The sequence below is a fragment of the Streptomyces sp. NPDC090442 genome, from assembly GCF_044769405.1.
In the GTDB taxonomy this organism is placed as follows: Bacteria; Actinomycetota; Actinomycetes; order Streptomycetales; family Streptomycetaceae; genus Streptomyces.
This window is the reverse complement of record NZ_JBIVXW010000026.1, coordinates 83,224-96,262: the sequence shown is the minus strand read 5'-3', so window position 1 is coordinate 96,262 and position 13,039 is coordinate 83,224. Positions and strand designations below refer to the sequence as shown.

Genomic DNA, 13,039 nt, shown 5'->3' with positions numbered 1-13,039 from the left:
CCAACACGCCTCATAGACGCGGGAATTACGCCCCCGTTACTGGCCGGATCCGATCGTCGGTCCGGGCACGTCGTCGGGGGCGCACCCGCGTGATCGCGTCAATGTCCGCGGGGCCGCCGGAAGGCCGCGTGACGTGCGTTGACGGTGCGACGGGGGTTGCTGAGGATGGGCGCGTGCACCCCGCCGGCCGACAGCCACTTTCCGCGCAGCATCCTGAGGAGGAAGCGTGAAGCGCTCCCATGTCCTTGCCGTGTCCGTGCTCGCCCTGCTCTCCGGTACGGCCGTGGCGGCCAACGCGGCCACCGGCGCCGCCGGAACGCCCCGCGGCGGCCCGGCCGCCGGCCCGGCGAGGCACTCCGTCTCCGCGGATGCGGCCTGGTGTGCGCAACAGGGCGGCAAGGCCGAGACCCGGGTCCCCTACTTCACCAGCACCGGCAACAAGATCACGCCGCTGGGTGGTGAGCGGGAGATGTGTCTGTTCACCGCCGGCGACGGCAGTCAGATCATGATCGGTGCGGACACGTTGGCCGCGGACAAGCCGACGCTGGCCGCGCTCGCCTACGTCCGCAAGCCCAACGGTCCGAGCAGCCCCGGCAACCCCTCCATCGCCTACTGCCAGGGGATCAACGGCACCGCGATGTTCGGCAACCGGCCCACGGACGGGGGCGGTTGGGGTCCCAGGAACCTCAAAGACCCGTCGAAGGCCAGGTCCGCCTGCATGTTCGCGGACGGCTCGGTGATCGATGCCTGGGGGCTGAAGTACCACAAGGGCGGGGTGATCCGCGGGGCCGACCTGACGAAGAAGTTCCGCGCCACCATCCCGACGGTGTGACGGCGGGCTGCCGGGGACGGCACGCCCCCGGCCGGTGCCCGCCCCGCGAACCGCGCCTCCCGCGGACGCCGTGCACAGGGCGTCCGCGGGAGGGTCACGCATGGCGAGGGTGACGGTGAGGCGTCAGACGGCGAACCAGACGCGTTCGATGCGCTCCTCGCCGACCTCGTAGAGGGCGACGGCGGCGCGGACCTCGTCGCCCTGGAAGCCGGAGACCAGCTCCTGGTCGATGACGATGCGGCCGTGGGTGACCCGGGAGACGAGTTCGGCGTGCAGGTCGGGGCTGCCATCGAAGAGGGCGCGGTAGCGCTCGCGGAAGGCCGGTCCCGAGCGGTCGGCGAGCACCTCGCCGGAGGGGAAGGCGTACACCGGGACGTCCTCGACGTAGTAGCCGAGGAAGGCGTCGAGGTCGCGGGCGTTGTAGGCGGCGAGCTGACCGTCGACGATCTCTTCGGGGGTCATGGGTACTCCTTGGGTCAGGCGACCGGCACGAGGGCGCGGCGGCGGGTGCGGGTGCGGATGGTGAGCAGCGCGCCGGCCAGGGCGATGCCGCCCACCACGTGGGCCAGGCCGAGCAGCAGCAGTCCGGTCTTCAACTCCAGCAACAGGCCCACCACTTGTTCGCCGATACCGAAGACCAGTCCGAGGTAGAAGATCATGCTCGCACGGATCTGGCCGAGGTGGGCGGCGGGGGCCGGTTCGAGGATGCGGGCGTTGGTGAAGTGGATCCAGTAGGCGTTGACGAAGGTCAGCGCCACGTAGAGGGCCATGTGGACGGGGAAGGCGGAGCGGCCGATCACGGTGCCGACCACGCCGCAGACGATGAGGACGCCGGCGAAGCCCAGGGCCCAGCGGCGGGCCCGTTCGGGGTTGCGCAGCAGGGGGGCGGTCAGCCAGAAGGCCAGTCCGTAGAAGAACCAGCTGCCGGAGAAGGCGATGCTGGTGGGGACCAGGGTCTGGGCCTCGGCGATGGCGCTGGCGTAGACCATCATGCCGGAGAGGCTGACCAGGAAGGCCAGTTGGAGGAGGTTCCACGGCCACAGTTCGGGCAGCCAGTAGCTGCGCACGGCGCCGGCACCGCGCCGTAGGACGTGGCGCCACTCGAAGCCGAACTCGCCCTCGCCGACCTCCGGGCGGGCCAGCAGCAGCCAGATCACCAGGAGCGAGGAGACGATGTCGAAGACCAGCGCGGTGACCAGGGTGTGTGCGGTCCAGGCGGGTACCGCCGCGCAGATGACGGCGGCGAAGACCATGGCGCCCTGCGGGGAGGTCACCATCTGGAGCACCGCGCCCTGGGCGCTGGAGCCGGAGGCGTCGGCGAGCAGTCGGTAGGCGAGGACGGAGCTCGCGCCGACCAGCGTGAACCGCAGCGCGGTCCATACCAGGACGAAGTCCGGTCCCACGGTGCCGAGCCAGGTCAGCAGGAGGAAGGCCACCGCGAGGGCCAGTTGCATGCCCTGGAGCAGGGCGAACTTCCGGCCGATCCGACCCCGGTCGGCCCAGACGCCGACCAGCAGCGCGCCGACCACGCCGAGCACCTGGCGTTCCATGCCGAGCAGGCCGACCAGGCCGTCGGAGTGGGTCTGCGCCTGGAAGTTGGGCACCAGCAGCAGCCACAGGACCGTGGAGCCCAGTGAGCTGAGGAGGATGGTGGAGAACGTCGCCTTCATGGTCACCGTTCCAGGGCGTCGGTCAGGGCGGTGCCGTCGAGCAGCTCCGGCAGCGGGATGTCGATGCCGTGGCGGTGGTTGAGGGCGTGGGCCAGGCGGAGGGTGGTCAGGGAGTCCAGGGCGGGGAGGGGGCCGTCGGAGGCGGTGTCGCCGAGGAGCTCGGTCAGCAGGTCGCGGAGGGCCGCCGGGTCGACGGTGTCGAGGCCGGCGGGGTGCGCGGTCGGTGCCGGGCGGTCGTAGGGGTGGCCCTCGCCGTCGGCGGGCGGCGGGAGGTGGGCGAGGAGCGCGGTGAGGTCCGGTCCCTCGGCCGGCTCGTCCAGCAGGTCGGCGAGGACGGCGCGGTAGACGGCGGCGAGGGTGTGGACCGCCTCGCTGCCGAGGACGTGTGCCGCGGCGTTGAAGTTGACCCGCATCTGGCGGGTGAACAGGTCGGCGCTGAAGGTCACCAGCAGGGCGAAGTCGGCGTGCTCGAACCACTTCAGCTCGCCGATGACCTGTCCGCCGTCCTCGCCCAACTGGTCCGCGTAGGCGGTGAAGTTGACGAAGTTGAAGGCGGTCTCGACCAGTCGGCGTCCGCCGGTGGCCTGCTGGATGCCGGCGTAGGCGTAGCGGCGGTGCGGGAGGTGTTCGTGGCCGACGCGGTTGACGGCGGCGATCAGTTGGTCCCACGGGCCGTCGGTGGCCGCGCGCAGCGGCACGATGTTGAGGAAGAGGCCCACCATGCGGTCGGCTTCCAGGTGTTCGGGGCGGCCGTGGCCGAAGACGCCGGTGGTCACGTCGGTGGTGCGGGTGATCAGTGACAGTGCGCGGAAGTGTGCGGCCAGGCACAGGTGCTTGACGGAGACGCCGTGCCGGGCGGCGAGCGTGGTCAGGCGGTCGTACTGCCCCTCGTCCAGCAGGAGTTCGGACTCCGACCAGCGGCGTCCGGGCTCGGGCAGGCGGGGCAGCGTGGTGTCGGGGGCGTCGGCCAGCAGGTCGGTCCAGTAGTCCCGGGCCGCGGTGTCCTGCTGGGCGGCCTGGTCCAGGGCGACGTAGTCGCGGTAGGCCAGCGGCGCCGGCTGGTGCGGGGCCGGGGCGCGGCCGGCCAGGACGTTGCGGTAGTCGCCCAGCAGTCGGGCCATCAGGCCGGAGAAGCTCCAGCCGTCGATGATCGCGTGGTGGAAGCTGACCGAGAGGTAGAAGGAGTCGTCGGTGGCCCGGTGTGCGAAGAACCGCATCTGGGTCGGCAGGTGCCAGTCGAAACCGGTGCTCTTCTCCTCCTCGAACCAGGCGTCGACGTGCGCGGTGCGCGGTGCGTCGTCGAGGTGGGTGAGGTCGTGCACGGCCAGCTCGACCCGGCCGTGGGGGTGGACCAGTTGGAGCGGGCGGCGGTGGCCGTCCAGCGCGAAGGAGGTGCGGAGGATCTCGTGTCCGTCGGCGTCGACCATGGCGGTCAGCAGGCCGGTCAGGGCCTCCTGGTCGAAGGGGAGGTCGACGCGGTAGCGGATCAGGTCGTGGAAGACCGCCTGGGCCGGTTCGAGGTCGGTGTGGAAGATCATGCCGAGCTGGAGCTGGGTGGCGGGGTAGGCGTCCACGACGTCCGCCGGGAGGCGGTCCCGGTCCTCGGTGTCGACGAGGTCGAAGGGCCGGCTCTCGGGGGCCTGGGCCGACGGGTCGCTGGTGCCGGTGATCATGTTCTGGTCGGTCAGGGCGCGGATGGTCTGCAGGCGGAACAGCTCGTGCAGCGGCACCTCGTAACCGGCGCGCCGTAGGGCGCCGATGAGGCGGATGCCCTGGAGGGAGTCGCCGCCCAGGTCGTAGTAGGCGTCGTCGATGCCGACCCGTTCCAGACCGAGGACGTCCTGCCAGACGGCGGTCAGGCGGGCCTCGGTGGCGTTGCGCGGCGCGGTGTGGGCGCGGTCGGTGCCGCCGGAGTGGTCCTCGGGGTGCGGCAGCGCGCGGCGGTCGGTCTTGCCGTTGATGGTCAGGGGCCAGCGCTCGACCTCGACCAGGAAGCTGGGCACCATGTAGCCGGGCAGCCGGTCGGTGAGGTGGGCGCGCAACTCCTGGCGGTCGATGGTCTCGCCGGGCAGCGGGACGTAGTACCCGGCCAGGGCCTTGCCGCCGGAGCGGCGGGTGAAGGCGATGACCAGGGCCGAGTCGATCCGGGGGTGGGCGACCAGTGCGGACTCGATGTCGCCGGTCTCGATGCGGTAGCCCTGGATCTTGACCTGGGCGTCGCCGCGGCCGAGGTATTCGACGTCGCCGCCGGGCAGTCGGCGGGCCACGTCGCCGGAGCGGTAGGCGCGGGTCGGGCCGTGGCCCAGGTCGAGTTCGACGAACCGCTTGGCGTTCTCCTCGGGCCGGTTGAGGTAGCCGAGGGCGACGCCGCCGCCGGTGACCGCGATCTCGCCGGGGGTGCCGAGGGGCACCGGCCGGCCCAGGTCGTCGACGAGGTAGAGGCCGAGGTCGGGGATGGGTTCGCCGATCATGCTGCCGGGGGCGCGGGTGTCGGCGGTGCGCACCGGGCGGTAGGTGACGTGCACGGTGGTCTCGGTGATGCCGTACATGTTGACCAGCTCGGGGCGGGCGTCGCCGAAGTGGTCGAACCAGTCGGTGAGCCCGGCGAAGTCCAGGGCCTCGCCGCCGAAGACGACGTGGCGCAGACGGACGTCGTCGGGGCCGACGCGGTCCATCAGGGCCTGCTTGACCTGTCCGAACGCGGAGGGGGTCTGGTTGAGGACGGTGACGCCCTCGGTGACGACGAGGTCGGCGAAGTCCTCCACGGACCGGCTGACCCAGTAGGGGACGACCACGAGGTGGCCGCCGTACAGCAGGGCGCCCCACAACTCCCAGACGGAGAAGTCGAAGGCGAAGGAGTGGAACAGCGCCCAGGTGTCGTCCTCGGAGAAGTCGTACCAGTGCGCGGTGCGCGAGAACAGGCGCAGGACGTTGCCGTGGGTCACCAGGACGCCCTTGGGACGGCCGGTGGAGCCGGAGGTGTAGATGACGTAGGCCGGGGAGTCGGCGCTCAGGCCGTGCTCGGGGCCGTGCTCGACGCCCTCGCCGATGAGGGTGTCCAGGACGTCGGCGGTGCCGGTGAGGGTGGCGCGGTCGGGGAAGAGGGCGCAGACCTCGGCGGTGGCCAGGACCAGGCGGACGCCGGCGTCCTCGACGGTGGTGCGGATGCGGTCCTCGGGGTAGCCGGGGTCGATCGGCACGTACACCGCGCCGGCCTTGAGGGTGGCCAGGATGCTGACGACCATTTCGACGTCGCGTTCCAGTGCCAGGGCGACGAGGTCGCCGGGGCGGACGCCGCGGGAGGCCAGGTGGTGTGCCAACGCGTTGGCGCGGCGGTCCAGTTCGCGGTAGGTCAGCCGGCGTCCGTCGCAGGAGACGGCGGTGGCGTCGCCGTGCTTGTCGGCCATGGCCGCGAAGCGGTCGACGAGGGTGGCGCTGCCGTCGAGTTCGGGGACGGTGGAGTGGGCGACGGCGGGCAGCAGCACGGCGCGTTCGTCGGCGGTGAGCGGGACGGTGTCGGCCCAGGGGCGTTCGCCGGCGGTGGCCAGTTCCGCGAAGCACTTGCCGTAGTAGCCGAGGTAGCGGTCGATCTGCTCGGCGGTGAACTGTCCGGGGTCGTAGCCGATGCGGTATTCCCAGCCGCCCTCGTAGGCGTTGGCGCCGACGTAGACGACGAGGGGTGCGTTGGTCTGCTCGAAGTAGTCCACGGCGCGGACGGCGGGTCCGTCGGTCTGTGCGTCCTGCTGGTGGACGTGGAAGTTGGTGAAGTTGAACAGCACGTCGAAGACCGGGCCGCCGTGCAGCTTCTGGATGGCCGGCAGTGGGAACCAGCGGTGGGGTTGCAGTCGCTGTTCCAACGCGAAGCAGCGTTCGGCCAGTTCGCGCCAGGTGTGGTCGGTGTCGAGGTCGAGCCGGAACGGCAGGGTGTTGAGGAACATGCCCAGTGCGGTCTCGGCGCCGTCGACCTCGGGCCGGCCGTTGGCGACCAGGCCGGTGATGACCTGGCGCCGGTTGGCGACGAACGCCTGCACCCGCAGGTGGGCGGCCAGGAAGACGCTCTTGAGCGGGACGGACCACTCCTGGGCGCGGTGGCGGAGCGTCGCCAGCAGTTCGGGGTCCAGGGGGCGGGCGGCGATGACGACCTCGGAGGTGACCCCGTGGCCGCGGTCGGTGCCCAGCCGCGGCACCTCGGTCAGGTCGGCGCCGTCGAGTTCGGCGGCCCAGAAGTCCCGTTGGGCGGGGTCCTCTTCGGCCCGGCGTTCCAGGACGGCGTACTGGGACTGCAGGGTCACGGCGGGGGTGGGGGTCTCGTCCCGGCCCTGGAGCAGGTCGCCGTAGCCGCGGACCCACTCCTCGACGAGTGAGGCGACGCTCCAGCCGTCCAGGAGGGCGTGGTGGAAGCTCAGGCCGAGGGTGACGCGGTCGGGCGCGGTGACGAAGATCCGGACGCGGTAGACGGGGGCGGTGCCCGGGTCGATGGGGGTGCGCTTCTCCTGTTCGGCCCAGGCGGTGACGTCGGCGGCCGGGTCCGCGGCGGTGCGCAGGTCGACGACGTCCACCGGCAGCTCCGGGGTGTCCTCGACGACCATGTGGGGCCGGTCGAAGGTCTCCAGGTCGAAGCGGGCGCGCAGGACGGGGTGGCGTTCCGTCAGTCGGCGCCAGGCGGTCACCAGGGCGTCCTCGTCGACGCGGGGAACGTCCACGTGGTAGCGGAAGATGTCGTGGTAGACGGGCACGTCGGTGTCCACGCTGCTGTGGTAGATCATGCCCTGTTGGAGCGCGGAGGCCGGCCAGGAGCCGGTGTCGTCGGTCGCGGGCTCGGGTCGGGTCGCCTGCTGGACCGGGCGGACCACGGTCGCGAGGTCGGTCAGTCGCTGGTGGGCGAAGACCTCGCCGACGGTGATCTCGTAGCCGGCCTGTCGCAGTGCGGCGACCACGCGGATGCCGAGGATGGAGTCGCCGCCGAGGGCGAAGAAGCTGTCCTGCGCGCCGATGCGTTCGGTGCCCAGGACGTCCGCCCACACCGCGGCGATCAGGCGCTCGGTGTCGGTGGCCGGCTCGATGTGCTGTTCTTCGGCGGTCTGTTGGGTCGGGCGCGGCAGGGCGGCCAGGTCGCGCTTGCCGTTGTGGTTGGTGGGGATGGCGGGGACGGTGACGATGAACTGCGGGACCATGTAGGAGGGCAGTTCGGCGGCGAGCGCGGTGCGCAGAGCCGTCTCGTCGAAGTCGGGTCCGGTCACGACGTAGGCGCACAGCGCCTTCTCGCCGCGGTCGCCCTCGACGGCCGCGACCGCGCACTCCACGACTCCGGCCACGCCGCTCGCCAGGTGCTCGATCTCGCCCAGTTCGATGCGGTAGCCGCGGATCTTGACCTGGGTGTCGAGTCGGCCGAGGTATTCGAGGATTCCGCCGGGCAGCCAACGGGCCAGGTCGCCGGTGCGGTAGAGGCGGCCGAAGCCCTCCGGGCCGGCCACGAAGCGTTCCGCGGTCAGCTCCGGTGCGTGCAGGTAGCCGCGGGCCAGGCCGACGCCGGCGATGCACAGTTCGCCGGGGACCCCGATCGGGGCGGGGGCGCCGCCGCGGGTGCGCACCAGCAGCCTGATGTTGTCGATGGGGCGGCCGATGGGCACCGAGCGGGTGGTGTCGACGGTCTCGCAGTCGAAGTAGCTGACGTCGACGGCGGCCTCGGTGGGGCCGTAGAGGTTGCTCAGCCGGGCGTCGGGCAACGCCTCGCGGAACAGCTCGACATGGGCCGCGGCGAGCGCCTCGCCGCTGGCGAAGACCTGCCGCAGTGTGCGGAGGTGGGTCGTGGTGCCGGCGGCCCGGGTGAAGGTGAGGAAGGCGTGCAGCATGCTGGGCACGAAGTGCAGGGTGGTCGCCCCGCTCTCGGCGACCCGCTCGGCGATCCGCTCGGGGTCCTTCTCCGCGCCGTTGGGCAGGGTGGCGACCGACGCGCCGGCCAGCGACCACCAGAAGATCTCCCACACCGACACGTCGAAGGTGAACGGCGTCTTGTGCAGGATGACGTCGTCGGCGCCCAGCGGGTACTGGCGCTGCATCCACCACAGCCGGTTGACGATGGCGCGGTGCTCGACGACCACGCCCTTGGGACGGCCGGTGGAGCCGGAGGTGTAGATGACGTAGCAGGCGTCGTCGGGCCCGGTGACGGGGGCGAGGTCGCCGTCCTCGGCCGCCCAGTTGGCCGGGTCGTCGAGGTCGAGGGTGGGGTGGGTGCCGAGCACGTGGGCGGTGTCGCCGGTGGTGAGCGCCAGCTCGGTGCGGCTGTGCTCCAGCAGGTAGGCGATGCGGTTGTCGGGCAGGGTGGGGTCAATCGGCAGGTAGGCGCCGCCCGCCTTGAGCACGGCGTAGATGGCGGTGAGCATCGCGGCGGAGCGGGGGATGCAGACGCCGACGATGCTGCCGGCACGCACCCCGCGGGCGCGCAGGGTGCGGGCCAGGCGGTTGGCGTCCGCGTTCAGCTGGGCGTAGGTGGTTCCGCTGCCGTCGGCGACGGCGATCCGGTCACCGTGCTCGCGGGCCCGCTCCTCCAGGAAGCTGTGCAGCAGCCGTCCACTCGGGAAGTCGGCGTCCGTGTCATTGAACTCGCCTTCGAGCAGGGCGAGTTCGTCCTCGGACGGGGCGCGCAGGGCGTCGGTGGTGGTGTCCGGCGCGGTGGTGAGGGTGTGCAGCAGCGTGCGGTAGCCGTCCAGCAGGCGGTCCGCGGTGGCCTCGGTGAACAGCGTCGGGTCGTAGCGCAGGGCCAGGCGCGGGTCGGCGCCGGTGGTCAGGGTGAACAGCAGGGGGGCGCCGGCCTGGTCGGCGTCCTCCGGGCCGAGGTCGCCGTCGACCGCGACCATGAAGTCGGTCGGGCGGCTGCCGGTGCGCTCCAGCAAGTGCCGTACGGGCACGTCGAGATGGGCCGCCGCGTCGAGGTAGCCGGCGCGGACGGCGCCGAGGAGTTGCCTGGCCGCGGTCTGCGCCGGTATGCGCACGTCGAGCGGGACGGCACGGTTGGGGGCGTCGAAGTGCTGCGGCGGCACGGGCAGGTGGACGACGACGTCGTCGCGGTCGGTGGTCCGCGCGGCGAGCAGCGCCAGCACGGTGGCGGCGACGGTGCGCAGCAGCACCGCGTCGCCCGAGGTGATCCGCGCCAGGGCGGCCGTGGTGGTGGCGTCCAACGGGGCGTCGGTGGTGCGGTGTTCGCCGGCCCCGGGACGCAGGTGGTCGCGGATGGCCTGGACGGGTTCGGTCCAGCCCTGACCGCGGGTCTCCCAGAACTCCTGCTGGTCGGGGTGGTTGCGGAGGGCCTGCTGGACCTGAAGTGCGCTGGTCATGGGGTCCTTCTAGAAAGAGAAATCGGCGTAGGCGGGGGTGGCCGCGCTCGTGGACGCCGGAGAGTCGAACAGGGGGGTGTGCGGGGCGGCGTCGAGGTCGTCGATCAGCTCGGCCACGCGGTGGAGGAGGTATTCCGCGGAGGACGCGGTGAACAGCGCGGTGCTGTACTCCAATTCGAGCACCGTGCCGTCGGGCCGCTGGTACGCCTGGAGGTTCAGGTCGAAGCGGCAGGAGTCCGGGTGCAGCAGGGTGACGTCCACCCGCAGCCCGTCGCGGGCGAAGCCGTGGAAGTCGATGTTCTGCCAGGCGAAGAAGGCGTCCAGGAGGGGGAGCCGGGCGGTGTCCCGGGGCAGCCCCAGCTGCCCGACAATCCGGTCGAAGGGGTACGCCTGGTGTTCCAGGGCTTCCTGGTGCCGTTGGTGGGCGGTGTCCAACAGGTCGGTGAGGGTGGCGGGTTCGTCGACGGTGAGGCGCAGCGGGGCGGTGTTGACGAACATCCCCACCACGGGCTCGAAGTCGGGGTGGATCCGCCCGCTCATCGGGCTGCCGACCACCACGTCGCGCTGGCCGGAGAGTTGCATCAGCGCTGCGCCGTAGGCGCTGAGCAGCACGGTGAACGGCGTGCTGCCGGCCCGTTCGGCGATCCGTCGGACCGCCGCCTCGCGCTCGGGCGTCAGCCCCAGCCGCACCACCGCCCCGCTCTCCGCGCGCACGGGCGGGCGGGGGTGGTCCGTGGGCAGCTCCAGCCGCGGCGGATCGGCCAGGGCCTCCGTCCAGTACCGCTCGTCGGCCGCGAACGCGCCCTCGGCCAGCCGCTCGGCGTACCACTGCGCGGCGTCGGCGTAGCCCCACTTGGGCTCCGGCAGGACACCGCCGGAGAGCAGCTCGGTCAGCTCCTCCGCGACGATCCGCAACGACACCCCGTCGAACACCGCGTGGTGGACGTCGAGGTAGAGCCGGTGGCAACTGTCGTCCAGCCGGATCAGCAGCGCCCGGAACAGCGGCCCGCTGTCCAGGTCGAACGGCCGGACGAAGGACGCCAGCAGCGACCGGTCGTCCTCGTCGGCGAAGACGTCGGAGTCGGGCGGCCCCATCATCTCCACCACCGCGTGCGGGTCCGTCAGTTGCCGCACGCCCTCGTCGGTGACGACGAGGCGGGTCCGCAACGCGTCGTGCCGGCGCACCAGTTCACTCAGCGCCGACCTGACCGCCGACGCCGTCACCGGTCCGTCGAGGTCGATGCGGAGCGGGATGTGGTAGGCCAGCGAGGCCGGAGCGACCTGGGCGTGGGTGTGCAGCCCGTACTGCTGCGGGTGGAGGGCGGTGGGGACGCCGGTCGGGGCCGGCGTGACCGGCGGCAGACCGGCCGACGACGCCTGCCCGGCGCGCCCCACGGCCTCCGTCATCCGCGCCAGGGTGCGGCTCTCGAAGACCTCCCGGTAGGAGAGCGCCACCCCGTCCCGCACGGCCAGTCGCCCGATGAGTGCCCCGGCGGCGAGGGAGTTGCCGCCCAGCGCGAAGAAGTCGTCCTCGGGCCGCACGGCTCGGCCCTTCAGCCGCAGCACCACGTCCCACACCTCGGCGAGCCGCCGCTGCTCGTCGGAGAGCGCGGCGTAGGCGTCCGCGCTCCCTGACCTGTCATCAACTTCCTTCGCCACCGGGGGAAGCGCGGCCTTGTCGACCTTGCCGTTGGCGTTCAGCGGGAGTCGGTCCAGCGCCACCAGGTCGTCCGGGCGCAGGTAGTCGGGAAGCCGTGCGGCCAGTGCCGCCTGGACCTGTTCGGCGCCCATGCCCTCGTCGAGGACCGCGTAGCCGACGAGGTGCTTGCCGGCCTCGTCCGCCGCGACGATCACGCAGCCGTCCAGGACACCGGGGCAGCCCAGCAGGACCGCCTCGACCTCCTTGACCTCCACCCGGTGCCCGCGGATCTTGACCTGGTCGTCGATCCTGCCGTGGAAGTGCAGCAGGCCGTCCGCGTCCATCGTCACGCGGTCGCCGGTGCGGTAGCAGCGCTCGCCGTCGATCATGACGAAGCGCTCCGCGGTCAGGTCCGGCCGGCCCAGATAGCCACGGGCCAGTCCGCTCCCGCCGGTGTACAGCTCACCGGGCGTTCCGGTGGGCACCGGTCGTCCGGCCTCGTCCAACACCCGCACGGTCGTGCCGTTCAGCGGGCGTCCGATGGGCACCGCGCCGGGCTCCTCGTCACGCACCTCGTGGGTGGTGGTGAAGGTGGTGTTCTCGGTCGGGCCGTAGCCGTTGATGATCCGCAACCCGGGGTACGCGGTCCGCAGTGCGTGTGCCTGGCGGGCGGGGAGCACATCGCCGCCCACGACAACCGCGCCCAGTCGGGCGAAGACCGCGGGGTCGGCGTCCGCGGTCTGGCTGAACAGTGGGGCGGTCATCCACATCGCGGTGATGGCGTGGCGGTGCAGGAAGGTCTTCAGGGCGGAGGGGACCAGCAGGGTTTCCTTGCCGGTCACATACAGCGTCGCGCCGTTGAGCAGGCATCCCCAGATCTCGAAGGTCGCCGCGTCGAACTCCAGGGCGCCGGTCAGCAGCAACCGCTCGTCCGCGGAGAAGTCGAAGAAGCCGTTGTCCTTGACCAGTCGGATGATGCCGGCCTGCTCCACGAGCACGCCCTTGGGGCGGCCGGTGGACCCGGAGGTGAACATCACGTAGGCCAGTGGGGACCGCTCCCCCGCGCTGGGCAGGGCCTCGGTCGGCGGGGCGATCCCGGCGCGCTCCCCTTCGGCGATCAGCGCCCCGAGCGTCATGGCCCGGGTCGTCTGCGGTAACGCGGGGGCCAGTGCTCCGGTCAGTCCCGGCGCGCAGACCAGCAGTTCGGCGCCGCTGTCGCCCAGCATGTGCGCCAGGCGCTCGCCGGGGAAGTCGGGGTTGACCGGGAGGTAGGCGCCGCCGGCCAGCACGGTGGCCACGGTGCATACGATCGCGTCGGCCGAGCGCGGGAAGGCCATGGCCACCGGCGTCTCCCGGCCCACGCCCAGCGCGATCAGCCCGGCCGCCACCCGGCCCGCACGGTCGTGGAGTTCGCGGTACGACAGCGTGGTCTCGCCGTCGACCACGGCCGGCGCGTCGGGGCGGCATGCCACCTGTTCCCGGAAGAGCTCTTCGAGTAATGGCTGCTGACTGGTGCCTGGCACAGGCGCCGTGTTCATCAACGGATGGACCTTTCCCGTCGCGC

Annotated in this window: 5 protein-coding genes; 1 reads left to right on the top strand and 4 read right to left on the bottom strand. The window is 72.0% G+C overall.

Features of this window, described 5'->3' with window-relative positions; all coding sequences use genetic code 11:
• Nucleotides 1-226: 226 nt before the first annotated feature.
• Nucleotides 227-832 carry a hypothetical protein gene (locus ACIQU6_RS19805; RefSeq protein ID WP_403482935.1) on the top strand — a complete coding sequence of 202 codons (606 nt, stop codon included), beginning with the start codon at nucleotides 227-229 and terminating at the stop codon, nucleotides 830-832.
• A 123-nt stretch (nucleotides 833-955) separates the two neighbouring features.
• Here the strand turns inward: ACIQU6_RS19805 and ACIQU6_RS19800 are convergent, their stop codons facing one another.
• Genes ACIQU6_RS19800 through ACIQU6_RS19785 form a run of 4 tightly spaced genes read right to left on the bottom strand, consistent with a single transcriptional unit; the run spans nucleotide 956 to nucleotide 13,013 of the window.
• Nucleotides 956-1,294, bottom strand: coding sequence for a nuclear transport factor 2 family protein (locus ACIQU6_RS19800; protein WP_403482934.1), 339 nt, complete (start codon nucleotides 1,292-1,294; stop codon nucleotides 956-958).
• 14 nt (nucleotides 1,295-1,308) lie between these two features.
• Nucleotides 1,309-2,502: a hypothetical protein gene (locus tag ACIQU6_RS19795; RefSeq protein ID WP_403482933.1), complete on the bottom strand. Its 1,194-nt coding sequence runs from the start codon at nucleotides 2,500-2,502 to the stop codon at nucleotides 1,309-1,311.
• Nucleotides 2,503-2,504: 2 nt separating this feature from the next.
• A complete protein-coding gene (locus tag ACIQU6_RS19790; protein WP_403482932.1) occupies nucleotides 2,505-9,836 on the bottom strand; it encodes an amino acid adenylation domain-containing protein in 7,332 nt (2,443 codons plus the stop codon).
• A gap of 9 nt (nucleotides 9,837-9,845) precedes the next feature.
• The gene (locus ACIQU6_RS19785) at nucleotides 9,846-13,013 is read right to left on the bottom strand and encodes an amino acid adenylation domain-containing protein (protein WP_403482931.1); all 3,168 of its coding nucleotides are present in this window, start codon (nucleotides 13,011-13,013) and stop codon (nucleotides 9,846-9,848) included.
• Between the last annotated feature and the right edge of the window lie 26 nt (nucleotides 13,014-13,039).